Origin of the sequence: Aeromonas popoffii (genome assembly GCF_037818705.1) — a bacterium.
GTDB classification, from domain to species: Bacteria; Pseudomonadota; Gammaproteobacteria; order Enterobacterales; family Aeromonadaceae; genus Aeromonas; species Aeromonas popoffii.
In genome coordinates this window covers 4,280,448-4,306,190 of sequence record NZ_CP149129.1, presented here as the reverse complement: position 1 = coordinate 4,306,190, position 25,743 = coordinate 4,280,448, and the positions used below count along the sequence as shown (strand labels likewise).

Below are 25,743 nucleotides of genomic sequence, written 5' to 3'. Positions count from 1 at the left end.
GGAGCACACCTAGTTGCTGACGGAACTCAGACGCATCGTCGAAAGCATGGCCGAAGCCAACACCTTAGAGCTGGCCCTGCAGGCATTGGTCAGTCAGACCCGGCTGGCTATGATGGTGGACTGCTGTTCCGTCTATGTTTCTGAACCGGACATGCGCCGCTACCGGCTGGCCGCGACCGATGGTCTGGCCGAGTCGGCGGTGGGCAAGGCGATCCTGCCATTTGAGCAGGGTATAGTCGGTCTGGTGGGTCAGCGCGAAGAGCTGATCAACTTGGCTGATGCCCCCTCCCATCCCAGTTTCAAATTTCTGCCCGATGTCGCCGAAGAAGCGTTTCGCTCCTTCCTTGGCGCCCCCATCATGCATCAGCGCCAAGTGGTGGGCATTTTGGTGGTGCAACAGAAGGAGTGTCGCCTTTTCGATGAGGGGGAGGAGTCCTTCATGGTCACGCTGGCGGCTCAGCTGGCGGCCCGCATCGCCCAGGCGCAAGCCAAGGGGTGGTTGCAGAAGACCGACTGGAGCAAGCCGCTGCGCGGTATCGCCGGGGCCAGCGGTATTGCCATGGCCAAAGCCTGGGTGTGGCGCCCCCGCAAGGAGCTCAGCTCCATCACCCCACGCAAGGATGAGGAGCACGCCAAGCAGCTGGAGCGGCTGAACGTAGCGGTGGAAGAGGTACGCCACGATCTGGAGAGTCTGGCACTGCGGTTTCGCGAGAGCTACGGCGAGGATTCGGTTGCCATCTTCGACATTTATCTGCATCTGCTCAACGATCCCGGTTACATCAAGCCCATCCGCAACAAGGTGAGCAAGGAGCACTGGACGGCCGTGTCGGCGGTCAAGCTCATCAGCGACCGACTGATCGACCAGTTCAAGGGGATGAAGGATCCCTACCTGCAGGAGCGCTCCACCGATGTGAAGGACATAGCCCAGCGGCTTATCAGCCGGCTGGTGCAGAATGAACCGGAACATATCACGGTCGGCGAGCCCGTGGTGCTGGTGGCCGACGAGGTGACGGCCACCATACTTGCCGAGGTGCCGAGGGAATTCCTGACCGGGGTGGTCTCCCTCAAGGGCGGCACTAATTCCCATGCCGCCATTTTAGCCCGTGCCATGGGGGTCGCGGCTATCATGGGGGTGGATCTGCCGCTCGGCGACATCGGCGGTCGCATGCTGGTGGTCGACGGCTACAGCGGCGATCTCTTCATCGAGCCCAATCAGGTGATCCTGACCGAGTATCGGCAACTGCTCAACGAGGAGCGGGCGCTCGATACCCTGGTGCGCAGCGTCGACAGTCAGCCATCGGAAACCGCCGATGGCACCCCTGTCTCCTTGCTGCTCAACGCTGGCCTGAGTGCCGACACCGAGATCTCCCTCAATCATCTGGCAGACGGGGTTGGGCTCTATCGTACCGAGATCCCCTTCATGCTGCAGGACAGCTTCCCCTCCGAGTGGGAGCAGACGGCGCGCTATCGCGGCATTCTGGAAACCTATCGCAATCGTCCTGTGTGCATGCGCACGCTGGACGTGGGGGGAGACAAGCAGCTGCCCTATTTCCCCATCGTCGAGGAAAATCCCTTCCTTGGCTGGCGGGGGATCCGGCTCACTCTGGATCACCCCGAACTGTTTCTGGTCCAGCTCAAGGCCATGCTACGAGCGAGCGAGGGGCTGGACAACCTGGCCATCATGCTGCCGATGATCAGCAGCGTCAGCGAAATCAGGGCTTCCCGTCGGTTGCTGGACCAGGCTTGGCGAGAAGTGTCGGAAGAGGCGGCCAGCCGCGATGCGGTGATCCGCTACCCCAGCCTGGGAGTGATGATAGAGGTGCCGTCCGCCCTCTATATACTGCCCGAGATGGCGCCGCTCATCGACTTCTGGTCGGTGGGCAGCAATGACCTGACGCAATACCTGCTGGCGGTGGACCGCAACAATGCCCGCGTCGCCAACATCTACGACGCTTTCCATCCTGCGGTGATCCGCGCCCTGCAACAGCTGGTTGATGCCTCCCATCGCTACCAGAAGCCGGTGTCGGTTTGTGGCGAACTGGCCGGCGATCCGGTCGGTGTGCTTTTGCTGCTGGCCATGGGCTATCGCCGCTTCAGTATGAACACCCACAATATCGCCAGGATCAAGTACGTGCTGCGTCAATCGACTCTGAGCGAGCTGACCGCGCTGATGGCCGACGGCCTCAAGCACGACAATCCTCACGTGCTGCGCGGCCTGTTCGCCCGCTACCTGGAAGAGCACGGTCTGGGTGGCTTGCTGCGGGCCGGTCACAAAACGAAACAGACTGATTGATAATCATGCCTTGTCCCTGCTGACGAATGATCGGAAAATGCGGCTTTTCTTATGACTGGGGCCGCATATGCAGCACGATGGATATTGGGTTTTCTCGCAGGTTGATCCTGTCGCATTCAGTTTGGGGCCACTATCGGTACGCTGGTACGGTCTCATGTACCTGTTTGGTTTCGCTTTTGCTATGTGGCTGGCGGGGCGTCGCGCAGACGCACAGAACAGCGGCTGGACCCGCAACGAGGTCTCTGACCTGCTGTTCTATGGCTTCCTCGGGGTGATCCTGGGTGGTCGGGTCGGTTACGTGCTGTTCTACAACGTCGACATGTTCTTGGCTGACCCCCTCTACCTGTTCAAGATCTGGACCGGCGGCATGTCGTTCCACGGTGGTCTGATCGGGGTTATCACCGCGATGATCTGGTTTGCCCACAAAACCAAGCGCCACTTCTTCACCGTGGCCGACTTTGTGGCTCCGCTCATTCCGTTTGGTCTCGGTGTTGGCCGGATCGGCAACTTCCTCAACGGTGAGTTGTGGGGTCGGGTCACCGATGTGCCCTGGGCCATCATCTTCCCGGAGGCAGGCCCTGAGCCGCGCCATCCCTCCCAGCTCTACCAGTTCGCACTGGAAGGGGTGGTGCTGTTCATCATCCTCAACCTGTTTTGGCGCAAGAACCCGCCCCGTGGTGCCATCTCAGGCATGTTCTTGCTGTTCTACGGCCTGTTCCGCTTCCTGGTGGAGTTTGTGCGTCAGCCGGACAGCCAGCTGGGTCTCTATTTCCAGGAGATCAGCATGGGCCAGATCCTCTCCACCCCGATGATTATCGCCGGTGCCCTGATGATTTGGGCCGCCTACAAGCGCCCGCAGTTATTTGGTAATAGGGTGAAGGAGGCAAAGCAATGAGAGCCTGCCTCGTTCTTATGCAGAATAACCTGCCCCAAAATGCCTGCGGTAGCGTGAAGATGTTTGGTAATGCCGTGAAGGAGGCGAAGTAATGAGAGCTTATCTCGACCTGATGCAGAAGATCCTCGATGAGGGCACCGCCAAGTCAGACCGTACCGGCACCGGTACCGTCTCCCTGTTCGGCCATCAGATGCGCTTCAATCTGGCGGACGGCTTTCCACTGGTCACCACCAAGAAATGCCACCTGCGTTCCATCATTCACGAGTTGCTCTGGTTCCTCAACGGCGACACCAACACTGCCTATCTGAAAGAGCACGGCGTCAGTATCTGGGATGAGTGGGCCGACGAGAATGGCGATCTGGGGCCTGTCTATGGCGCCCAGTGGCGCTCCTGGCCGGCGGCCGATGGCACCGTCATCGATCAGATCCAGCGGGCAGTGGATGACATCAAGCACAATCCGGATTCGCGCCGTATCATCGTCTCCGCCTGGAACGTGGGCGAGCTGGATAAAATGGCGTTGGCACCCTGCCACGCCTTCTTCCAGTTCTATGTGGCAGACGGCAAGCTCTCCTGCCAGCTCTACCAGCGCAGCTGTGATGTGTTCCTCGGCCTGCCGTTCAACATCGCCAGCTACGCCCTGCTGACCCATATGATGGCCCAGCAGTGCAACCTGGAGGTGGGTGACTTCGTCTGGACTGGTGGTGATGTGCACCTCTACTCCAACCACATGGAGCAGACCGCGCTGCAGCTTTCCCGCGAGCCACGGTCCTTGCCGCAGCTGGCGATCAAGCGCAAACCGGATTCCCTCTTCGACTACCGGTTTGAGGATTTCGAGATCCTGGGGTACGACCCCCATCCCGGCATCAAGGCGCCCGTCGCTATCTAATGTCAAAGGCGCCTTGAAGCGCCTTTTTTATGCATAAAAATAACTGAAAATTCATTTTATTGATTGCGTCATCAAGGGCGCCGGCGCACAGTGAAGCCTGCTTATAGCAGGTATCTTCTGTTTCTTCCTTCGGTTTTCTCGTGGTATTCAGCAGTAAGAAACGATTTTCCATTAATTGTTATGGGATATAGACTTAAACTAAAGTAATTCTGTGGATAATTTAACCATGAACGACGTAATAAAGAAGTTTCTGAAGCTGGAGGCCGCCTCCGGAATAATTCTGATCATGGCAGCCATAGTGGCGATGGTATTGGCCAACACGGTTCTGGCCGGTGGCTATCAGGCATTCCTCGATACGCCGGTGCAGGTGCGCATCGCCGCTCTCGACATCAACAAGCCGCTGCTGCTCTGGATCAACGACGGTTTCATGGCAATCTTCTTCCTGCTGGTCGGGCTTGAGGTCAAGCGCGAGATGCTGGAAGGCGCGCTCTCCTCCCGGGTGCAGGCGACCTTCCCGGCCATAGCCGCGGTCGGCGGCATGTTGGCTCCCGCGCTCATCTACACCTTCTTCAACTACTCGGATGAAGTGGCGCGTGCTGGTTGGGCTATCCCCGCCGCGACCGATATCGCCTTCGCCCTCGGGGTGATGGCGCTACTGGGCAAGCGGGTGCCGGTCAGCCTCAAGGTGTTCCTGCTGGCGCTGGCCATCATGGATGACCTCGGGGTCATCATCATCATTGCGATCTTCTATACCCAGCAGCTGTCGCTGACGGCGCTGGTGGTCAGTATCCTGGCGATCCTGACCCTGCTGTGGATGAATCGGCGTGGCGAGGACAGGATCGGCCTCTACATGCTGGTGGGTCTGGTGCTCTGGGTCGCGGTACTCAAGTCCGGTGTCCACGCGACCCTGGCTGGCGTCATCGTGGGCTTCATGATACCGCTCAATGGCAAGCGTTATGCCTCGCCGCTCAAGCATTTGGAGCACTCGCTGCATCCCTGGAGTGCTTACCTGATACTGCCGCTGTTCGCCTTTGCCAATGCGGGCGTTCCACTGGGCGGAATAAGCCTGCCGTCCCTGCTGAGCCCTGTGCCCCTTGGCATCATGCTGGGGCTGTTCGTGGGCAAGCCGCTTGGGGTATTCACCATCAGTTGGCTGGCGGTCAAGCTGGGTATCGCCCAGTTGCCGGCCGGGGTCAACTTCAAGCAGATTTTTGCGGTCAGCATACTGTGTGGCATTGGCTTTACCATGTCGATGTTCATTGCATCGCTGGCGTTCGAGTACGGCGGATTGGATTACGGCAGCTATTCACGCCTCGGGATCCTGGTGGGATCTACGCTGGCGGCAGTGGTCGGTTATTTTGCCCTGCGGATGTCGCTTCCCAACCGTGCGGCGGATCAAAACACGGAGGGGTTATGAGAAGACTGTTATGGTTGGTTATGCTGGCGAGCCCGGGGCTCTGGGCGGCCAGTCTGGAAGATTGTCAGCAGGCTCCGGCATCAAGCAGCTGCTCTGCTTACCTCAATGGCGTGGTCGACAGCGCCGTCATGCTGGGGGACAAACAGGCCAAGGCCCAATTCGGTGAGACCTTCGCCGAGCGGGCCCTGAGCAGCCGGGCCGGTGAGCGGGTCAAGCAGTCCAACAAGCGCTACTGCGGCGAACGGATGCCTGACAAGGAGCGCCTCAAGGCCAGCCTGCAGACGCAGTTCACCGCAAACAAGGTTGACTCGATCAGCGACATGTATGACATTCTGGCGGCTGAACTCAGCTGCTATCGGAGTCCGCGTACCGCGGGAACCCCATCGGATGTCACACCTTAATTACAACCATCTCTATTATTTTTGGATGACTCAGAAAAAGGGCTCCGTCACTCAAGCGGCGGAAGCCCTCTTTTTGACCCCGCAGACAGTCACTGGCCAGATCAAACTGCTGGAGCAGCGCCTCGGTGGCAAGCTGCTCAAGCGCAAGGGGCGCTCTCTCGAAGCGACCGAGCTGGGCCAGCTGGTATTCCGCTACGCCGACAAGATGTTCAGCCTCTCCTACGAGATGCTGGATATCGTCAACTACCGCAAGGAGAGCCAGATCCTGTTTGACGTCGGCATCGCCGATGCGCTCTCCAAGCGCCTTGCCAGCCGGGTACTGCTCTCCGTCATTCCCAACGATGGCTCCATCCACCTGCGCTGCTTCGAATCGACCCACGAGCTGCTGCTGGAACAGCTGAGCGAGCACAAGCTCGACATGATCCTCTCCGACTGCCCGGTAGACTCAGGCCAGCATGCGGGCCTGTTATCCAAGCGGCTCGGCGGTTGTGGCGTCAGCTTCTTCTGCAAGGTGCCGTTGCCCGAGAAACCCTTTCCCGCCTGTCTGGAGGAGCGAAAGCTGCTGATCCCGGGGCGCCGTACCGCCATGGGACGCCAGCTGACCCAGTGGTTCGAGCAGCAAGGAATCTCCCCCAGCATCCTTGGGGAGTTCGACGATGCGGCCCTGATGAAGGCCTTCGGTTTCTTCAACCAGGGCATCTTCATGGCCCCCACCATCTATCGGGAGGAGATCCTGGAAGGGGAGGGGGTGATGCTGCTCGGGGAGACTCAGGATCTGATGGAGGAGTATTACGTCATCTTTGCCGAGCGAATGATCCAGCATCCGGCGGTAAAACGGGTGTGCGAGAGCGATTTCTCTTTCCTGTTTGCCGGGGAAGAGGACTTCACCACGATTCAACCGGCAACCCTGTCATTTTAAATCGACGGGTCACAGAGTATGATTCTTGCCTCGGACGAGAGGGGATGAGATGCAACTGGAAGAGATGGAGGCGAATGCGAGCCGGGCTGTGGCACTGCTCAAGGCACTGGCCAACGAACGACGATTGTTTATTTTGTGTCAGCTGCAGGATCGGGAACTGTCGGTGGGGGAACTCAACGAGGTGCTCGGGTTGAGTCAGTCAGCCCTGTCACAGCACTTGGCCGTGCTTCGGCGGGATGGGTTGGTGGAGACGCGAAAAGAGGCCCAGACGGTCTACTATTCGCTGCGCAGCCATGAGGTACGCGAAATGATTGCCCTGCTGCACAAACTTTACTGCAGCGCAGATAAATAAAAACCGGCACTGAGGCCGGTTTTTTTAGCTTTATGCAGCCGAAGCTGATTAAGCCATAGCTTTGATCTGGGCAGACAGGCGGCTCTTGTGACGAGCAGCTTTGTTCTTGTGGATCAGGCCTTTGGTAGCCATGCGATCCATGATCGGCTGAGCGGTAGCAAAAGCGGCAACAGCAGCAGCTTTGTCGCCAGAAGCGATGGCAGCAATTACTTTCTTCAGATAGGTACGGGTCATTGAACGACGGCTGGCGTTGTGTTGACGACGTTTCTCTGACTGAATCGCGCGCTTCTTAGCAGATTTGATATTAGCCAAGGTAAAACTCCTAAAACTGTCTTAGCGAGTGTATTGAAAAGGCCCGGAAATATGCCTTCTCAACCACATATTGTCAAATGATTTGTGCAAATAAACACCGCCCCCCGGTGGTGTGTCTGTTGGGAGGCGGTTAAACTGTCGGCCGATTCTACCAGCATTCTTTCCATTCTGACAGTTCCAGAGGCTTCGTCTTGAGTAAGAAATTGATCAAATCCGGCATGATAGTGTCCGTAATGACGCTGGCGTCCCGTGTGATGGGCTTGGTTCGCGATGTGGTCATCGCCAATCTGCTCGGCGCCGGGGCGGCCGCAGACGTCTTCTTCTTTGCCAACCGCATTCCCAATTTTCTGCGCCGGCTGTTCGCCGAAGGGGCCTTCAACCAGGCTTTTGTTCCCGTGATGACGGAGTACAAGAAGAAGGGTGATGAGCGCGAGGTGCGCGAATTGCTGGCTGCCGTGGCGGGTACGCTCGGTGGCATAGTCACCATAGTCACCCTGCTCGGGGTGCTGGGCTCGGGCGTGCTGACGGCCCTGTTCGGCTGGGGCTGGTTCTGGGACTGGTTACATGGCGGGCCAGCAGCCGAAAAGTTCGAGCTGGCCAGCCTGATGCTCAAAATCACCTTCCCCTATCTCTGGTTCATCACCTTCACCGCCATGGCGGGGGCCATACTCAACACCTTTGGCCGCTTTGCCGTCGCGTCCTTCACGCCGGTGTTTCTTAACCTCACCATGATAGCGGCGGCCTGGTGGATCGCGCCCTTGATGGAGCGGCCAGAGATAGCTCTTGCCATCGGTGTCTTTCTGGGCGGTCTGGTGCAGTTCCTGTTCCAGTATCCCTTCCTGCGCCAGATCAACATGCTGGTGTGGCCCAAGTGGGGTTGGCATCATCCCGGGGTGATCAAGATCCGCACCCTGATGATCCCGGCGCTGTTTGGCGTCTCGGTCAGCCAGATCAACTTGCTGATCAACACCATGCTCGCCTCCTTCCTCGCCACCGGCGCCATCAGCTATCTCTATTACTCGGATCGCCTGCTGGAGTTCCCCCTCGGCCTGTTTGCGGTGGCCATCAGTACCGTGATCCTGCCTGCGCTGGCCAAGAAGCATGTGGATGAAGACCCGGCCGACTTCTCCCGCACCATGGACTGGGGGGTGCGCATGGTGATGCTGCTCGGCCTGCCGGCCATGGTGGGCATAGCCGTGTTGCGCGAGCCCATACTGCGAGTGCTCTTCATGCGCGGCGAGTTCGGCATGCATGAGGTGAGCATGTCCAGTGCCAGCCTGCTGGCCTCCACGACGGGCCTGCTCTCCCTGATGCTGATCAAGGTACTGGCGCCGGGTTATTACGCCCGCCAGGATACCCGGACCCCGGTGCGGATCGGGGTGATGTCCATGGTTGCCAACATGGTATGTAACCTCATTTTCATCTTTCCGCTCGGCTATGTTGGGTTGGCGCTGTCGACCGCTTGTTCAGGCACCTTGAATGCGGCCTTGCTGTTCAAGGGCTTGTATCAGCAATCGGTCTACCGTCCATCCCGCAATACCGGGATCTTCTGCCTCAAACTGCTGGTGGCCACCGTGCTGATGGGGGGGCTGCTTGGCTATATGTCACCGGATCTCGCTCAATGGGGCGCCTGGGGCATGGGCAAGGCTAGCGTGCAGCTGACCATGTTGCTCTGTCTGGGGGGGGCCGTGTATGGCGTCATCCTGCTGGCGCTTGGCATTCGGCCAAGACACCTGAGATCGGGTCAGTAGCAGGGGTGACCCTGTCTTAATGGGCGGGTGAACCTTGTACGGGATAGTCCTGATGGCGCTCGGCATTGGGAATTTGGCCAGGATGCCTGAAATCGGGCCATGAGGGCTGACCCTGCCTGCCGGCTGATATATAATCCGCCGATTTCCATGGCAGCAACGCACAAGGCACTGATGGAGCTTATTCGCGGCATTCACAATCTCAAGCCCCGTCACCGGGGATGTGTATTAACCATTGGCAACTTTGATGGAGTTCATCAGGGTCACCATGCGGTATTGGCACGTCTCAAGGAGAAAGCGGCCCAGCTGGGATTGCCCGCCTGCGTCATGCTGTTCGAACCGCAGCCGCTGGAGTTGTTCGCAGGCAGCGAGGCCCCTGCCCGGCTGAGCCGGTTGCGGGAGAAGTACGAAGCGCTGCTGGGGCTGCATATCGATCGGATGCTCTGTGTGCGTTTCAGCCACCGTTTTGCCGAGCAAGTCGCCTCGACCTTCATCGAGCAGTTGCTGGTGGAGAAGCTCGGGGTGCGCTATCTGGTGGTCGGTGACGATTTTCGCTTCGGCAAGGAGCGGGAAGGGGACTTCCACCTGCTAGAGGAGGCGGGGCAGCGCTTCGGCTTCGAGGTGATCAGCACCCAGAGCTTCCAGCTCGAACGGCAGCGAGTCAGCAGCACCCTGGTGCGTGAGGCCCTCAAGGCGGGCCGCATGGCCGAGGTGGAGTTGATGCTTGGCCGTCCCTATACCATCAGCGGCCGGGTGGCCCACGGCGACAAGCTGGGGCGCACCATAGGTTTTCCTACCGCCAATCTGGCCCTCAAGCGTCAGGTGATCCCGGTCGGTGGCGTGTTTGCGGTGGAAGTGATATGTTCCGGCAGGACCTTCCCCGGTGTCGCCAATGTGGGTGTACGGCCGACCTTGAGCGGTACACAAGCCAGATTGGAAGTACATCTATTTGATTTTTCTGGTGATCTATATGGTCAGCAGGTCAAGGTGCTGCTTCGCCACAAGCTGCGCGAAGAGCAGAAGTTTGCCTCTTTCACTGCCTTGAAAGAGCAGATCGAACGAGATGCCCTGGCGGCCCGAGCCTGGTTTGGGCTGCCACAATTCAATTTACCCAGCACTCTTTTAGAAAAGAAGGGAACCCAGGACTGATGAGCGACTATAAACACACCCTGAATCTGCCGGAAACCGAGTTTCCGATGCGTGGCGATCTGGCCAAGCGCGAACCCAACATGCTGAAACGTTGGTACGATCAGGATCTCTACGGCGCTATTCGCCGCGCCAAAGCGGGTAAGCCTTCTTTCATTCTGCATGATGGCCCCCCCTATGCGAACGGCAACATTCACATCGGTCACTCGGTCAACAAGATCCTCAAAGACATCATCATCAAGTCCAAGGGCCTTTCTGGTTTCGATTCCCCCTATGTGCCGGGTTGGGATTGCCACGGTCTGCCCATCGAGCTGAAAGTGGAAGGCATGGTCGGCAAGCCGGGTGAGAAAGTCTCCGCTGCCGAGTTTCGCGCCGAGTGTCGCAAATATGCCAAAACCCAGATCGAAGCGCAGAAGACCGACTTCATCCGTCTGGGTGTGCTGGGTGACTGGGAACACCCCTACCTGACCATGGACTTTGGCACCGAAGCCAACATCATCCGTTCCATGGCCAAGATCGTTGAAAATGGCCACCTGCACAAAGGCTCCAAGCCGGTGCACTGGTGTACCGATTGCGGTTCTGCGCTGGCAGAAGCGGAAGTGGAGTACTACGACAAGAACTCTCCCTCCATCGACGTGCGCTTCAAGGCCGTTGACGAGGCGACCGTGGCCGCCAAGTTTGATTGCCCTGAAGGCCACCTTGGCAAGGGCCCGATCTCTGCTGTGATCTGGACCACGACTCCCTGGACTCTGCCGGCCAACCGCGCCATCGCCATGCACGCCGATCTGGACTATGCCCTGGTGCAAGTCGAAGGTGAGCACCCCGAGCGCCTGATCCTGGCCGCCGAGCTGGTCAAGGATGTGATGGACAGGGCCGGTATCGAGAAGTTCCACAATCTGGGTTACACCAAGGGTGCCGCGCTCGAGCTGCTGCGCTTCAACCACCCCTTCTACAGCTTCGATGTGCCTGTGGTACTGGGTGATCACGTCACCCTCGATGCCGGTACCGGCGCCGTTCACACAGCCCCTGGCCACGGTCAGGAAGACTTTGTGGTCGGTCAGAAGTACGGTCTGGAAGTGGCCAATCCGGTTGGCAGCAACGGCGTTTACCTGCCGGATACCGAACTGTTTGCCGGCCAGCACGTGTTCAAGGCCAATGCGGCCGTGGTTGAGGTGTTGACCGAGCGCGGCGCCTTGCTGCACCACATGGTGTTCAACCACTCCTACCCGCACTGCTGGCGTCACAAGACCCCTATCATCTTCCGTGCAACCCCGCAGTGGTTCATCAGCATGGAGCAGAAGGGTCTGCGCAAGCGCGCGCTGGAAGAGATAGAGCGCATTGAGAAAGACGGGATCACCCAGCACGGACAGAGCGGCTGGGTACCTGCCTGGGGCAAGAACCGCATTCAGGCCATGGTCGAGAACCGTCCTGACTGGTGCATCTCTCGTCAGCGTACCTGGGGTGTGCCCATCTCCCTGTTCGTTCACAAGGAGACCCAGCAACTTCACCCGGAATCCGTGCGTCTGATGCACGAAGTCGCCAAGCGGGTCGAGCAGTCCGGCATCCAGGCCTGGTGGGATCTGGACAAGGCCGAGCTGCTGGGCAGCGACGCCGACATGTACGACAAGGTGCCTGACACCCTGGACGTCTGGTTTGACTCAGGCTCGACCCACTCCTCAGTGGTAGATGCTCGTCCCGAGTTCAACGGTCACTCCGCTGACCTCTATCTGGAAGGCTCCGACCAGCACCGCGGCTGGTTCATGTCGTCGCTCATGATCGGCGTGGCCATGAAAGACAAGGCTCCCTACAATCAGGTGCTGACTCACGGCTTCACCGTGGATGGTCAGGGTCGCAAGATGTCCAAGTCCATCGGCAACGTGGTCAGCCCGCAGGATGTGATGAACAAGCTGGGTGCCGACATACTGCGTCTGTGGGTCGCCAGTACCGATTACACCGGCGAGATGACGGTCTCCGACGAGATCCTCAAGCGCTCTGCCGATGCTTATCGCCGCATTCGCAACACAGCCCGCTTCCTGCTGGCCAACCTGAATGGTTTCAATCCGGCAACCGACATGGTGGCTGCCGCCGACATGGTGGTGGTAGATCGCTGGGCAGTTGGTCGTGCCAAGGCAGCGCAAGCCGAGATAGTGACGGCCTTTGAAGAGTACAACTTCCACGGCGTGACCCAGAAGCTGATGCAGTTCTGCTCCATCGAGATGGGTTCATTCTATCTGGACGTCATCAAGGACAGGCAGTACACCGCCAAGGCAGACAGCCTGGCTCGTCGTTCCTGCCAGACTGCGCTCTATCATATCGCCCAGGCCATGGTGCGCTGGATGGCGCCCATCATGAGCTTTACCGCTGATGAAATCTGGGCCCTGCTGCCCGGTGATCGTAGCGAGTTCGTGTTCACCGAGGAGTGGTATGACGGCCTGTTCGGGCTGGATGCCGGCGAGCAGATGGACGATGCCTTCTGGGCCGAGATCCTCACAGTGCGCGGGGAAGTGAACAAGGCGCTGGAAGCGGCCCGGGGCGAGAAGCGCATCGGCGGCTCCCTGCAGGCCGAACTGACCCTGTTCGCCAAGCCGGAGTTGGCCGAGTGCCTGAATGCCCTGGCCGATGAGCTGCGTTTCGTGCTGCTCACCTCCAAGGCCAAGGTCGTCACTGCTGACAGCGCGCCGGAAGGTTCCGTCACGACGGAGCGCGATGACCTCTGGCTGAGCGTGGCCCAGTCCGCCGCCGCCAAGTGCGACCGCTGCTGGCACCATGTGGAAGACGTTGGCACCATTGCCGGTCACGAAGAGATCTGTGGCCGCTGCGTCACCAACGTTGAGGGTGACGGCGAAACACGTCAATTTGCCTGATGAACATGACTCAACATAAAACAGGCCTGCGTTGGCTGTGGCTGGCGGTGCTGGCATTCGTACTGGACCAGGCGAGCAAGCTCGCCGTGGTCAAGATGCTGCCATTTGGCTACCCGGGGGTGGAGATCACCCCCTTTTTCAATCTGGTCCACGTTTACAACAAGGGGGCGGCATTCAGCTTCCTGGCCGATCAAGGTGGCTGGCAGCGTTGGTTCTTCGCCGTGCTGGCGTTTGCCATCTGTGGTTTGCTGATCCACTGGTTGCGCAAGCAATCCGTCACCCAACGCTGGAGCGGTATCGCCTATTCGCTCATCATCGGTGGGGCGCTCGGCAACGTGTTTGATCGACTGGTACTGGGCCATGTGGTCGATTTCCTCGATTTCTACTGGCAGCGTTCCCATTGGCCGGCGTTCAACCTGGCCGACAGCTTCATCTTCATCGGTGCAGTCATGATAGTGCTGGAAGGCTTCCGCTCCGAAAAGAAGAAGGAGGCGCCATGAGCCAGCAGATAGCCGCTGACAGCAGTGTGCTGTTTCACTTTGCCATCAAGCTGGAAGATGGTTCAGTTGCTGACAGCACTGCGCTGCAAGGCAAACCGGCACGCCTGCGGATGGGCGATGGCAGCCTGACAGCCAGCTTCGAGCAGTGTCTGCTGGGGCTGTGCGCAGGGGAGAGCAAGAGCTTCACGCTGACCCCTGAGCAGGCGTTTGGTCTCTCCAATCCTGACAACATCTACCATCTGGACAGAGCCAAGTTCGGCGCCGATGTGGAGCCCAAGATCGGCACCATCATTCTGTTCGACCAGCCCAATGGCAGCGAGCTGCCCGGTATCATACGGGCGGTGGAAGGCATGTCGGTGACGGTCGATTTCAACCACCCCCTGGCCGGCCATACCGTCACCTTCGAGGTGGAGATCCTGGGCGTTGATGACGAGGAAAAGGTGATCTGATGGATATTTTGCTCGCTAATCCTCGCGGTTTCTGTCGTGTTGATGTCGATCGCGCCATAGGCATGAGTGAGGTGTACTGATGGATATACTGCTGGCTAATCCTCGTGGCTTTTGTGCCGGTGTTGATCGCGCCATCAGCATTGTCGAGAGCGCGCTTGAGAAGTTCGGGGCTCCCATCTATGTCCGCCATGAAGTGGTGCACAACCGTTATGTGGTGAACAAGCTGAAAGAGGCGGGGGCCGTGTTCGTCGAGGAGCTGGACGAGGTGCCGGACGACAGTATCGTCATCTTCTCCGCCCACGGCGTGGCCAAGACGGTGCGCGAAATGGCCAAGTCCCGTGCCCTCAAGGTGTTCGATGCCACCTGTCCGCTGGTGACCAAGGTACACATGGAAGTCCATCGTGCCAGCCGCAAGGGCTCCGAGGCCGTACTCATTGGTCACGCGGGTCACCCCGAGGTGATCGGCACCATGGGCCAGTACGAAAACCGCGAAGGTGGCATGTATCTGGTGGAAACGCCTGACGATGTGGCCAGCCTCAAGGTGAAGAATCCGGATGATCTCTGCTTTGTCACCCAGACCACCCTGAGTGTGGATGAGACCTCGGATGTGATCGACGCGCTGCGCAAGCAGTTCCCAAAGATCCAGGGGCCGCGCAAGGACGACATCTGCTACGCCACCCAGAACCGTCAGGATGCGGTGCGGGAGATGGCGGGGCTGGTGGATGCCATGCTGGTGGTGGGGTCTCGTAACTCTTCCAACTCTAACCGGTTGCGCGAGCTTGCCGAGAAGGTAGGCAGCAAAGCCTATCTTATCGACGATGCCTCCATGATCGAAACCGGCTGGCTGGAGGGGGTCGAGCGTATCGGGGTAACGGCTGGCGCCTCGGCGCCGGACGTGCTGGTGCAGCACGTCATCGCCCGCCTGCGCGAGCTGGGTGGCAATATGGTCGTCGAGCACCCGGGTCGTGAAGAGAATGTGGTGTTTGAAGTGCCGCCCGAGCTGCGGATCCTCTAGAAGAGAGTGCCGGCCCTAGCGCTGGCATTTTTTCATGGAGAGCGTTCTCCTTATCATTACATTCATTGCGCTCTGTCGCGTCACCGCTTCAGGCTTGCTGCCGGGCTGTCTTATCGACGATACGTCGATGATCGAGGCTGGTTGGAAGGTGTGCAGGCGATCGGTACTATCACTGTTGGTGTATCTGTACCCGAGGTGCTTGTACAAAACGTGACTGCCCATCGGCGCGAGCTGGGTGGCAAGGTGGTCGTCTAGCTCCTGGGTCGTGAAGAGAGCGTGGTATTGGACGTGCCGCCCGAGCTTATAATTATTTGAGTGCAGCCAGGAAGGCTTAAGAATAAAGTATGATGATATTGACGCCGAGTTTGTCGTGGTGACAGGCTCGGCGTTAAGCTTGTAAAGCCGTCAATCACCAAGGATGGGATATGATTGGGTTCTTTCGAGGCTTCTCTCTTATTGAGCTGATGATTGTTGTCGCCATAGTTGCGATCCTTGGCACCATCGCTTACCCCTCTTATCAGCAGTACCTGCTGACCAGTCACCGTGTTGATGCCAAAAAGATGTTGCTGGACGCTGCCAACCGGCAGGAAACCTACTTTATGGATTTCAATCAATACACCTCCTCGGCTGCAGACCTCAATCTTTCTGAAAGCTCGGATGCTGGCCACTATCGTCTGGAACTGTCTGCCGCTGGCAACTCTTTCCGGTTGTCAGCAACCGCATCCGGTGCGCAAGAGGCTGATAGTGACTGCGTGGTGTTTTCAATCGATCAAAATGGTACGCGAAGTGCGCAGAACATCAGTAACAGTGCCAACAGTGATTGCTGGGACTAGCTTATGATGCAACATACTGCCCCACCCAGAAGCGGATTCAGCCTGCTGGAAGTGATGATTGCGGCTGTGGTGCTCTCATTTGGCTTGCTGGGCTTGGTCGCTTTGCAGACGACCTCGAAATTTTCTGGCTATGAGGCCCGACAGAGAACAATAGCCAGTTGGCTAGCCACTGATATCGTCGAACGAGCAAGGATCAATCGTGCCGTCTGGGAGTTGCAGAGTACACAGGCCTGGATGGTAAGTGCTGGCTCGGCCATTAATAAACCCAATTGCGGCAATGTGGATGGCACCATGGCTAGTTGTAGTCAAAGCGACCTATTCACCTTGGATATGTTCAATTGGCAGCAGTCATTATTGGGTGTTGGAGTATCAGGATCCTCGTCTTCAATTCAAGACCCTTTGGGTTGTGTTATTCGTGGTAATAACAACGCAATGACAGTTGTATTAACATGGAACGGTCGAGAGGCATTATCAGATGGTACTTCCGCCATCTCTAGTAATATTCGTAATTTGTGTGGTTTTGGTAATGCCATGATTCAGTCTCGGCATTATTATATGTTAGAGACCACACTATGAACGCCAGAGGATTTACACTCGTTGAATGGTTGATTGCCATGGTTATTGGGATCTTTCTGTTAGGTGGTGTTTTAAGTGTTTTTGTTGTTTCTCGGGCAACGACAGAAGATGTATTCGATCAGAGTGAGCTACAGGAAAATGGTCGTTTAGCGATGCGTCTTATTACTCAGGATCTGCGTTGGGCTGGTTTTTGGGGCGATTATACTGGCATGCCGATGCAGAGAGATGTCGGTGTCAGTTTGAGCACTGGTGCCGTTGTTTCTACTACCAGTGATTGTATCGATGAGAGAGGGGAGGGAAGTATTCCTTCTACCGCGACGGTCACTCGTGCACTTTGGGTGGGTCGGGTTGATACCAGTAAAAACATGAGTGGCTTTTCATGTATTACCGCAGCCTCACGGATCGCTAACTCAGATGTTATCAGTATTAAACGATTGATCGGCCCACCCTTAGAGAGTGGCTTTGATACCAATCGATTTTACATGGCCACAACGACTCAAGCTGCCTATATCTTTCGTGGAAATGAAGTTGCTCCGACGGAGGTTGCGATGCCGACTCGGCAAATATGGGAGTATCAACATTATATTTATTACCTTGCACTTGGTACAACAGGTATTCCAGAGCTACGCAAGAGGATGTTGACTGCAAATGGCGGTTCCTTTTTGATCACAGGTCCAATGGCAGAAGGTATTGAATATATTGTTGTTTTGTATGGTGTAGACACCGATCTTGTACAAGATGGTCAGATTGATAAATATGTTGGGACTACCAATGTATCGGCACAAGAATGGAATGAAGGGCGTGTTATTTCTGCCAGGGTATCCATTTTGGTTCGTTCTCTACAGGCTTCCAGTAAATATAAGAATAACAATACTTATCAAGTCGGTAATGTATCAGTGTCTGGGGGGAATGATGGTTTTCGCCGATTACTTTTGGAAAGTAGTGTAGCTATCCGTAATCCGGCGGTGATCGCGGGAGGCGGAAAATGAAGGCAATCCATGGAATTGCATTGATTGTAGCGCTGGTTATTTTAGTACCATTAACACTGATTGCTGTCGTTGTAATGCAATCTAGTGGTATTGATTTAAGAATGGCAGGGGCTTCTGCCAGCGTTCAGCAAGCAGAGCATCAAGTGGAAGGAATAATTGAGAATGCTTTGCAGCAGAATGGTCTATCTACTCGCATTTCCACAATGGGTGCCAGTGCAGCCTTGAGTGTATACGGCAACAATATATCTACAACCGTTAATATGACGCGGCGTGCAGAAACAGTATGCAAGCGTAAATTTAATGCGAGTAGTCAGAATGTTATCCCTTCCTGTCGTTATATAGAGATGCAGGCGGGGGTTAATTATGGGAAAAATGCCCGTCCTTTGAATTGGATTGCAGGTGTTGAGCAACCACTGCTCAAATCTGAATAAGGAGCATAGGATATGCTTAAATATATATGTACATCATTATTTTTTTGCCTGATAGCGGTCATGCCGGCTATCGCAACAAATAGTTACTCTGATGATACTGAACTTTTTATCTATGACTTCTCAAAGGCGGGTGATTTTAGGCCAAAGATACTTATTATTTTTGATAATTCTGGTAGTATGAGTCAAACCATGGAGGTAGTGAAAGAAGAGTATAATCCTCTGACAAATTATGCTGCATTAAACCTGGACCCTGATAGCGCCAATACTAAAAAATACATATATTACTCTACTGATGGTACTGTCCCCGTTATTACCAGTACAAAGCGATTCTCTGATAAAATAAATGCCTGTGATTCTTCAAAAACGCCACTGAGCAATATAGGGTATTTTCAATCTCAGGTTTGGAGTTATTTATTTTCAAGTTTTAATAATAGTAAGGTGCCACGGCAAGGCTCCTGGGTTTCAGTTTCCCCTTATGTTGAAAATGAAATTTATTTGGTTGACTGCAAGCAGGATATTACAGTTAGAAATACAGCAAACCCATTTACTGGAACTTTACCAGTAGGCAGTATTACCACAGGCTACCCTATAAATAAAACAGCTAATAACTCAGGTGTTTGGTACTATACAGCTAATGTTGCCAATGCTGCTTCGGGTAGTAATACTAGTGTGACGCTTTACTCTGCTAACTACCTTCGCTGGTATTATGGCCCTACAGGTTATAGTATTCAATCTCGCCTTAAAATTGCCAAGGATGCGGTAAAGGGAATTATCTCATCAACTCCAGGCGTTGATTTTGGATTGGCTGTATATAACTTCAATGATAGTAATGGTGGCAAGAACGGTGGGCGTGTAGTTAGACGAATACTGAGTAATGAGGAAGATATGGGAGGAGGGGTGACAGCTGAGCAAAACCTATTATCAACAATAGACAATCTTGGCGCTGAAACAAACACCCCATTGTGTGAGACATTATATGAAGCATACCGTTTATTTGGTGGTCAGAGCGTTTTTTATGGTGACGATGATAGTTCACGTAAACCGGAAAGAGATACGTTAGCGGAAAATCCTCTAGGAACCTATAAGTCACCTTATGACAAGTGCTCTAATAATGGATATGTTATTTATATTACTGATGGTGAACCTACACAAGACACAGCAGCAAATACATTAGTCCAAGGTCTTATAAATACTCTTAGTAGTGACGAGAAAGCTGCTTATGGTACGACAGTTGGTTATGGTTCTAGTGGGAGTAAAAGCTATTTGGCTGCTCTTGCTGGGTATATGAAACACAAGGATGTTAATAGTGGTTCACCAGGCGTGCAAACCGTGACTACCTTTACTGTAGGATTTGGTGATGATGCTGTCAGCGGAGCTGGAAATCTGTTGGCTGAGACAGCCCGCCGTGGTGGTGGAACTTATTATCCAGCGACAGATTCAACTGCATTAACTCAGGCTTTGAAGTCATCTTTATTAGCGATTTTGCGGATTAACACATCGCTAGTTTCTCCAGCTATTGCAACCAATAACTTTGACCGCACACGTAGTCTGAACAATATTTACTATGCCATGTTCGAGCCTGATTCAGGGCCGCGTTGGAAAGGCAATCTCAAAAAGCTTATGTTTTCAAATAAAGGATATGTTGTAGACGTCAATGATCTGCCCGCAATTAAAGCCGATGGTTCAATAATTGAGAGTGCGCAAACCTATTGGTCAAATGAACGTGATGGGAATGTTGTGGTTAAAGGGGGGGCGCAAGCTATGTTGGCAGATAAACCCTCAAGAAATTTATATGTTGTCAATCGTTCCCAAGTAAGATTGGATACTCTTAATCGAACAAGTCTGGAAAGTATTGCAGGTAGTGCCTCTATATTGAACACTCATCTGAAAGTGGCTGACTCAACGGAGGCAGATACCTTGATTAACTGGACTCGTGGGGTTGATGTTGACGATGAGGATTTTGATACAACGACTACGACTCGCCGTTTTATTCTTGGGGATCCGTTGCATTCCCGACCACTTGTTATTAACTATGGCCCACCCTCTGGTAATTTAAATGATAGCCCTGACTTGAGGGTTATTATGGGGACCAATGCTGGTTTCTTGCATATGTTCAAAGATTCAGGAGTTAGTATTGATGAAAGTTGGGCTATCATTCCATATGAATTCATGGGGAATCAGCAAGATCTTAGAAAAAATGTGGAATCGTCAAGCCACATCTATGGAGTTGATTCTTCACCCGTCGCATTAATTAAGGATGCAAATAATAACGGTGTGATTAAGTCTTCTGAGGGGGACTTTGCTTGGTTGTTTATGGGGTTGCGAGGGGGAGGGAAGAGTTACTACGCATTTAATATATCAAACCCAGATGTGCCTGCTTTGAAGTGGAGTATCAATAGTCAGACGACTGGTTTTAGCCAGTTAGGGCAGACTTGGTCGGTACCAGAAGTCGCTTTTGTTCCTGGTATTACTGATCCTGTTCTGATCTTTGCTGGGGGTTATGATCTTAACAAAAGCAGTATCGGTTTGGGAGTGAGTGATGGCTCCGGTGCAGGCATCTATATGGTAAATGCCAATACTGGTGCTTTGATCTTCAGTGTAACCCCTGCGTCAGGTTCCATAATTAATCTGAGCATGCCTGAGATGGCAGATAGCATGCCTGGTACTGTTGCTACGTTGGATAGTGATGGTGATGGAAAAACAGATAGAATTTATGCTGGTGATACTGGTGGTAATATCTGGCGGGTAGATCTTCCTTCTGCCAACAAGGCTGACTGGAGTGCTTTCAAGTTTGCTAGCTTGGGCTCTGATTCTGTGCAGGGGGCTGATCGCCGGTTCTTTACTCAACCAGTCATTGTTCGTACCCTTAACAAGGAAGTGACCCGAACGATAGTAAATGGGAAGGATCAATATACTTATAAGGAACGCCCATTTGATGCCGTACTGATTGGTAGTGGAGATCGTAACAGGCCATCCTCTGAGTCTACTGTTCAGAATGCCTACTTCATGCTGCGAGATTATAATGTGGTGGCCAAGAATTATAAAACCAATACCCCGACTGCATTAGTTGTTTCTGATCTCTATGATGTGACCAACGATCCTTTTGTTGGGAAGGCCACTGATTCAGAAATATTAAATATGAGAGCTGCAATAACTAGTAAAAAGGGATGGGTTTACTGGTTAAATGAATCTGGGGAGAAATCGATGGGTGCTGGAGTTGTATTGCAAGGAAAGCTTTACTTTACTTCATTCCTGCCTCAGGTTCAGTCATTTCAAGAGTGTACAATCCAATCGATAGGGGCCATGCGTCAATATATGATTGATATGCATTATGGTACTACATTTAGGTACGTTATTGACCAAGATGGAAATGAAACCCCAGTCCGTTATGTAGAAGTTAACAATAAAGTTGCAGACGACCTTGTTGTTCATGCTGGTGATGATTCCAAAGTTCGCATTATTGGTGGTGCTCCAGGTGAAGAGGTTATCCTGAAGGATGAAGGCAACGGTGAGCCTGAGCGTTGTACTGCTGAGGGAGAATGTTCTCAAGGTGCTGATGAGGCTGAAATGGACATGGCACCCAAGAAAATATATATATATGAAGGAGTACAATAATGAACGCTGTATATGGATTGTTCGTACTTCATTTATCCTTTTCTGTCATGGCCGCAGATATAAAGTGTTATGTAGAATTGGATAATGGGCAAACGGTGGTGTTGCAGAGTCCAGTGAAAGGTAGTAATCAATCCGAGATTTATCTGAATTTTAAAAAGAAAGGGTTTGAATATAATGGTAAGATAAGCAAGGTGAAGGAGGTCTTGGAATGTGTGGCTGTAAGTAGTCCATTTAGTTTGGATGCAGCTGTACACCAAGAAAAAATTCAGCCTCGTTGATGTTCATGGGCATACAGTGGCTTGAGGTGAGCTGGAGCTGCGACCTGATTGGGCTGTGACAAGGTTTATTTTGAATTGTCCTGTTTCACATAAGGAAAGGGTTGCATTAGTGCCTATACTCGTGCCATCCAAACTATAAGTGGTGGAAATTCTATTTGCTGTCGCAGTGATCCCGTCAGCCAACTGCTGGCTACTTGATAGTAATATTTCTCCTGAATTAAGTTCATTGTTATTATTACTGTCTATGAAGACGAGATAGTAGGCCGGATTATTTTGCACACATTTATTTGATGCATCGGCTAAACAAGCGGTTACCGTTTGCTGATTGTCAATCGCTTGGGAGCGAGCAAATCTCATATGCTTTAACAGCATTTGTGATTGAAATGACAGGCTATTCTCACTGAGCAGGCTCTTGAGGGAGGGGATACCTATCCCAAGAAGAATAACCAGTAATGAAATCGTGATCATTAGTTCTAACAGGGTAAATCCGTTATTTTTCATATGAACCTGAATATGTCGTTCCATGAATCTCTACAGCTTATCCCCCCTGGGGCCTGCTGTCACACAGAACTCCTGACTTGAACTGGCAGATTGCCCCCCTTTTCTTTATCATTCCCCATCATTTTTGATTTTAAGATGCATTGCCATGGCAAAAGCCCTCTCTCTGATGCTTGCCCAGTTGAATCTGACGGTAGGCGCCATCGAAGATAACACTGACAAAGTGCTCGCTGCGGCTGCTCAGGCCGAGCAGCAAGGCGCTGATCTGCTGGTCTGCTCCGAGCTGGCCCTGACCGGCTATCCACCGGAAGATCTGCTGCTGCGTGCCGATCTGATGATACGGGTCGATTCCGCACTGGCTCGTATTGCCGAATGGCAGGGAAACTGCGCCATTTTGGTGGGGCATCCCTGGCGTGAAGGAGAGGCTCTTTACAATGCAGCTTCCCTCTATGAGCACGGCAAGCTGATTGCTCGTTACTTCAAGCAGGACTTGCCCAACTACGGTGTGTTTGACGAGAAGCGCTACTTCACCGCTGCCACTGAGACCTGCGTGGTGCCGTTCCGTGGTCACAAGCTGGGGCTGCTCATCTGTGAAGACTTGTGGCAACCGGGCCCGGCGCTGGCCGCCAAGGCAGCGGGAGCCGAGCTGCTGCTCACCATCAATGCCTCGCCCTACGATCAGGAGAAACCCTGGATCCGCCATGAGCTGATGACGACACGCTGTCAGCAGACAGGTTTGCCGCTGGTGTATCTCAATCAGGTGTGTGGCCAGGACGAGCTGATCTTCGACGGTTGCTCCAAGGTGTTCAACGGTCAGGGCGAGCTGACCCACAAGTTGGCCCCCTTCGCCGAAGAGCTGTCGCTGGTGCGCTTTGCCAATGGTGAACCGGTGAAAGAGTGTGAACCGGCTGCCCCGCTCGATCCTTTGGCCGAGACCTATCAGGCGCTGGTGCTGGCGGTGCGTGACTACATCACCAAGAACGGCTTCCAGGGCGCAGTGCTGGGTCTCTCCGGCGGGATCGATTCCGCCTTGACGCTGGCCATCGCGGCCGACGCCATCGGGGCCGACAAGGTGCAGGCAGTGATGATGCCGTTTCGCTACACCGCCCAGATGAGTGTGGAAGATGCCAAAGAGCAGGCCGAGCGAATGGGGGTGGAGTTCAACATCATCTCCATCGAGCCCATGTTCGAAGGCTTTATGACCCAGCTGGCGCCGCTGTTTGAAGGTACTGCCCGCGATACTACCGAAGAGAACCTGCAGGCGCGCTGCCGCGGTGTGCTCTTGATGGCGCTCTCCAACAAGCGTCGTCGTATCGTGCTGACTACCGGCAACAAGAGCGAAATGGCGGTCGGTTATGCCACTCTGTACGGTGACATGGCGGGCGGTTTCGACGTGCTGAAAGATGTACCCAAGACGCTGGTCTTCAAATTGTGCGAATATCGCAACTCGGTCGATTATGTGATCCCGCAGCGGGTCATCGATCGTCCCCCTTCGGCAGAACTTGCGCCAGACCAAGTGGATCAAGACAGCCTTCCCCCCTATGACATCCTGGATGCCATCCTCAAGCGTTACGTGGAAGAGGATGCGTCGGTCGCCGATCTGGTGGCCGAAGGCTTCGAGGAGGCTGTGGTGCGCAAGGTGATCCGGCTGGTGGATCTCAACGAATACAAGCGCCGTCAGGCCGCCGTCGGGCCCCGTATCACGGCCCGCAACTTTGGTAAGGATCGCCGTTACCCCATCACATCCGGGTTTGGCAAACAGAACTGGTAAGGAGTCACCATGAAGAAGATTGAAGCCATCATCAAACCGTTCAAGCTGGACGATGTGCGCGAGGCCCTGGCCGAGATCGGCATCAACGGCATGACAGTATCCGAAGTCAAAGGCTTCGGCCGCCAGAAGGGGCACACCGAACTCTATCGTGGCGCCGAATATATGGTCGACTTCCTGCCGAAAGTGAAGGTGGAGCTGGTGGTGCAGGACGAGGATCTCGATGCCTGTCTGGAAGCCATCCAGAACACAGCCCGCACCGGCAAAATTGGTGATGGCAAAATCTTCGTCTGCGAGGTTGAACGGGTCATTCGTATTCGTACCGGCGAAGAGAACGAAGACGCGATTTGATGTGATGCATGTGCCTCGTAACGATCAAGAGAACGAAGATACAAGCCTTCAGATGTCATGGATGCGCCTCTTCGTGGCAGCTGGCCTGTTGATTAGCCTGACCGCCTGCAGTACCCGGCCGCCGGCCCAGCCAGAGAACCTGTGCCAGATCTTTCGGGAAAAACCCGAGTGGCACAAGGCGGCGCTCAAGATGAACGAGACGTGGGGCACACCGATCCCGGTGGTGATGGCCATTATGTATCAGGAGTCCTCCTTCGTGCATGACGCCCAGCCGCCGATGGGGTATTTCCTCTTCATCCCGACCGGGCGGGCCAGTTCCGCGTATGGTTATGCCCAGGTGAAAGATGAAACATGGGACGATTACCAGCGGGAAACCGGCAATCGCTGGAGCAGCCGCGACGACTTTGCTGACGCCATCGATTTCATGGGCTGGTACACTAACAAGGCCCAGCGGCTGAACGGCACCTCCAAGTGGGATGCCTATGGCCAGTACCTCAACTATCACGAAGGGTGGGGTGGCTACCGGCGCGGCAGCTACCGCAGCAAGGGGTGGTTGATGAAGACCTCCCGCAAGGTAGAGGCTCGTGCCCAGCGCTACGGCGCCCAGTATCGACAATGCAAGGATCAGCTCTCCAGCGGGGGCTGGTTCTGGTAACCAAATCAGGAGTCAGAAATGCCGTTATTGGACAGTTTTACCGTTGACCACACCCGCATGGAAGCCCCTGCGGTACGCGTGGCCAAGACCATGCAGACCCCGAACAAGGACACCATTACCGTGTTCGATCTGCGTTTCTGCGTGCCGAACCAGGAGATCCTCTCCGAGCGCGGTATCCATACGCTGGAGCACCTGTTCGCCGGTTTTATGCGGGATCACCTGAACGGCAACGGCGTGGAGATCATCGACATCTCCCCCATGGGTTGCCGTACCGGCTTCTACATGAGTCTGATTGGTGCACCGGACGAAGCTCGTGTCGGCGCAGCCTGGCAGGCCGCCATGAGCGACGTACTGACTGTGCAGGATCAGGCCAAGATCCCCGAGCTGAACGAGTATCAGTGCGGCACCTACAGCATGCACTCACTGGAAGAGGCCCACGCCATTGCTCGCCATGTGCTGGAGCGCGGCGTTGGCGTCAACCACAACGACGAGTTGGCCCTGCCGGAAGAGAAGTTGAAAAGCCTCTGAGGTTGGTGTTGCAACGATGAAAAA

25 protein-coding genes are annotated in these 25,743 nt (G+C 54.6%); 23 read left to right on the top strand and 2 right to left on the bottom strand.

Annotated elements, in window-relative coordinates; translation table 11 throughout:
* Nucleotides 1-13: 13 nt before the first annotated feature.
* From ptsP to WJM78_RS19935, 7 genes are all read left to right on the top strand, one after another.
* A complete protein-coding gene (gene ptsP / locus WJM78_RS19965; RefSeq protein WP_042038816.1) occupies nucleotides 14-2,293 on the top strand; it encodes a phosphoenolpyruvate--protein phosphotransferase in 2,280 nt (759 codons plus the stop codon).
* 67 nt (nucleotides 2,294-2,360) lie between these two features.
* Nucleotides 2,361-3,188, top strand: coding sequence for a prolipoprotein diacylglyceryl transferase (lgt, locus tag WJM78_RS19960; protein WP_275929531.1), 828 nt, complete (start codon nucleotides 2,361-2,363; stop codon nucleotides 3,186-3,188).
* Nucleotides 3,189-3,279: 91 nt separating this feature from the next.
* On the top strand, nucleotides 3,280-4,074 hold the full coding sequence (gene thyA, locus WJM78_RS19955; RefSeq protein WP_042038818.1) for a thymidylate synthase: 795 nt from the start codon (nucleotides 3,280-3,282) through the stop codon (nucleotides 4,072-4,074).
* 226 nt (nucleotides 4,075-4,300) lie between these two features.
* A complete protein-coding gene (gene nhaA / locus WJM78_RS19950; RefSeq protein WP_042038819.1) occupies nucleotides 4,301-5,491 on the top strand; it encodes a Na+/H+ antiporter NhaA in 1,191 nt (396 codons plus the stop codon).
* Nucleotides 5,492-5,511: 20 nt separating this feature from the next.
* Nucleotides 5,512-5,892: a hypothetical protein gene (locus WJM78_RS19945; RefSeq protein ID WP_339015941.1), complete on the top strand. Its 381-nt coding sequence runs from the start codon at nucleotides 5,512-5,514 to the stop codon at nucleotides 5,890-5,892.
* Nucleotides 5,879-6,811: a transcriptional activator NhaR gene (gene nhaR / locus WJM78_RS19940; RefSeq protein WP_212513412.1), complete on the top strand. Its 933-nt coding sequence runs from the start codon at nucleotides 5,879-5,881 to the stop codon at nucleotides 6,809-6,811. The genes WJM78_RS19945 and nhaR overlap by 14 nt, the downstream gene beginning before the upstream one ends.
* Nucleotides 6,812-6,860: 49 nt before the next feature.
* Nucleotides 6,861-7,163: an ArsR/SmtB family transcription factor gene (locus WJM78_RS19935; RefSeq protein ID WP_042038827.1), complete on the top strand. Its 303-nt coding sequence runs from the start codon at nucleotides 6,861-6,863 to the stop codon at nucleotides 7,161-7,163.
* 48 nt (nucleotides 7,164-7,211) lie between these two features.
* On the opposite strand, the gene rpsT is transcribed toward WJM78_RS19935, so the two are convergent.
* Nucleotides 7,212-7,475: a 30S ribosomal protein S20 gene (gene rpsT, locus WJM78_RS19930; RefSeq protein WP_005892298.1), complete on the bottom strand. Its 264-nt coding sequence runs from the start codon at nucleotides 7,473-7,475 to the stop codon at nucleotides 7,212-7,214.
* 191 nt (nucleotides 7,476-7,666) lie between these two features.
* Here rpsT and murJ point away from each other — a divergent pair, with 191 nt between their 5' ends.
* The 12 genes from murJ (at nucleotide 7,667) to WJM78_RS19870 (ending at nucleotide 21,919) form a co-directional block, all read left to right on the top strand.
* Complete coding sequence (murJ, locus tag WJM78_RS19925) at nucleotides 7,667-9,226, top strand: murein biosynthesis integral membrane protein MurJ (protein WP_287146917.1); 1,560 nt, start codon at nucleotides 7,667-7,669, stop codon at nucleotides 9,224-9,226.
* Nucleotides 9,227-9,397: 171 nt separating this feature from the next.
* The gene (gene ribF / locus WJM78_RS19920) at nucleotides 9,398-10,372 is read left to right on the top strand and encodes a bifunctional riboflavin kinase/FAD synthetase (RefSeq protein WP_339015939.1); all 975 of its coding nucleotides are present in this window, start codon (nucleotides 9,398-9,400) and stop codon (nucleotides 10,370-10,372) included.
* A complete protein-coding gene (ileS, locus tag WJM78_RS19915; RefSeq protein ID WP_339011304.1) occupies nucleotides 10,372-13,233 on the top strand; it encodes an isoleucine--tRNA ligase in 2,862 nt (953 codons plus the stop codon). The genes ribF and ileS overlap by 1 nt, the downstream gene beginning before the upstream one ends.
* Entirely contained in the window at nucleotides 13,233-13,733 is a 501-nt protein-coding gene (gene lspA, locus WJM78_RS19910; RefSeq protein WP_058394942.1) for a signal peptidase II, read from the top strand. Before ileS ends, lspA begins: the two co-directional genes overlap by 1 nt.
* A complete protein-coding gene (fkpB, locus tag WJM78_RS19905; RefSeq protein ID WP_058394943.1) occupies nucleotides 13,730-14,182 on the top strand; it encodes an FKBP-type peptidyl-prolyl cis-trans isomerase in 453 nt (150 codons plus the stop codon). The genes lspA and fkpB overlap by 4 nt, the downstream gene beginning before the upstream one ends.
* A gap of 79 nt (nucleotides 14,183-14,261) precedes the next feature.
* Nucleotides 14,262-15,197: a 4-hydroxy-3-methylbut-2-enyl diphosphate reductase gene (gene ispH, locus WJM78_RS19900; RefSeq protein WP_339011298.1), complete on the top strand. Its 936-nt coding sequence runs from the start codon at nucleotides 14,262-14,264 to the stop codon at nucleotides 15,195-15,197.
* A 425-nt stretch (nucleotides 15,198-15,622) separates the two neighbouring features.
* Nucleotides 15,623-16,030 (top strand): type IVa pilus pseudopilin TppA, encoded by a 408-nt coding sequence (tppA, locus tag WJM78_RS19895; protein WP_042038838.1) that lies wholly within the window; start codon nucleotides 15,623-15,625, stop codon nucleotides 16,028-16,030.
* A gap of 3 nt (nucleotides 16,031-16,033) precedes the next feature.
* The gene (gene pilV / locus WJM78_RS19890) at nucleotides 16,034-16,606 is read left to right on the top strand and encodes a type IV pilus modification protein PilV (protein ID WP_339011294.1); all 573 of its coding nucleotides are present in this window, start codon (nucleotides 16,034-16,036) and stop codon (nucleotides 16,604-16,606) included.
* Complete coding sequence (locus WJM78_RS19885) at nucleotides 16,603-17,595, top strand: PilW family protein (RefSeq protein ID WP_339011291.1); 993 nt, start codon at nucleotides 16,603-16,605, stop codon at nucleotides 17,593-17,595. The genes pilV and WJM78_RS19885 overlap by 4 nt, the downstream gene beginning before the upstream one ends.
* Nucleotides 17,592-18,026, top strand: a complete 435-nt coding sequence (locus WJM78_RS19880; protein WP_084204706.1) for a pilus assembly PilX family protein — start codon at nucleotides 17,592-17,594, stop codon at nucleotides 18,024-18,026. The genes WJM78_RS19885 and WJM78_RS19880 overlap by 4 nt, the downstream gene beginning before the upstream one ends.
* A gap of 12 nt (nucleotides 18,027-18,038) precedes the next feature.
* Nucleotides 18,039-21,641 carry a pilus assembly protein gene (locus tag WJM78_RS19875; protein ID WP_339011288.1) on the top strand — a complete coding sequence of 1,201 codons (3,603 nt, stop codon included), beginning with the start codon at nucleotides 18,039-18,041 and terminating at the stop codon, nucleotides 21,639-21,641.
* Complete coding sequence (locus tag WJM78_RS19870; RefSeq protein ID WP_339011286.1) at nucleotides 21,641-21,919, top strand: TapY2 family type IVa secretion system protein; 279 nt, start codon at nucleotides 21,641-21,643, stop codon at nucleotides 21,917-21,919. The genes WJM78_RS19875 and WJM78_RS19870 overlap by 1 nt, the downstream gene beginning before the upstream one ends.
* A gap of 3 nt (nucleotides 21,920-21,922) precedes the next feature.
* Here WJM78_RS19870 and WJM78_RS19865 read toward each other — a convergent pair whose 3' ends face one another.
* Nucleotides 21,923-22,444 carry a GspH/FimT family pseudopilin gene (locus WJM78_RS19865; protein ID WP_339011283.1) on the bottom strand — a complete coding sequence of 174 codons (522 nt, stop codon included), beginning with the start codon at nucleotides 22,442-22,444 and terminating at the stop codon, nucleotides 21,923-21,925.
* Nucleotides 22,445-22,565: 121 nt separating this feature from the next.
* Between WJM78_RS19865 and WJM78_RS19860 the strand changes: the two genes are divergently transcribed.
* From WJM78_RS19860 to luxS, 4 genes are all read left to right on the top strand, one after another.
* Nucleotides 22,566-24,188 (top strand): NAD+ synthase, encoded by a 1,623-nt coding sequence (locus WJM78_RS19860; protein WP_339011280.1) that lies wholly within the window; start codon nucleotides 22,566-22,568, stop codon nucleotides 24,186-24,188.
* 9 nt (nucleotides 24,189-24,197) lie between these two features.
* Entirely contained in the window at nucleotides 24,198-24,536 is a 339-nt protein-coding gene (gene glnB, locus WJM78_RS19855) for a nitrogen regulatory protein P-II (RefSeq protein WP_005308848.1), read from the top strand.
* 61 nt (nucleotides 24,537-24,597) lie between these two features.
* Nucleotides 24,598-25,191, top strand: coding sequence for a transglycosylase SLT domain-containing protein (locus WJM78_RS19850; RefSeq protein WP_339015937.1), 594 nt, complete (start codon nucleotides 24,598-24,600; stop codon nucleotides 25,189-25,191).
* An 18-nt stretch (nucleotides 25,192-25,209) separates the two neighbouring features.
* Nucleotides 25,210-25,719, top strand: coding sequence for an S-ribosylhomocysteine lyase (gene luxS, locus WJM78_RS19845; RefSeq protein ID WP_042038845.1), 510 nt, complete (start codon nucleotides 25,210-25,212; stop codon nucleotides 25,717-25,719).
* The last annotated feature ends 24 nt before the right edge of the window (nucleotides 25,720-25,743 follow it).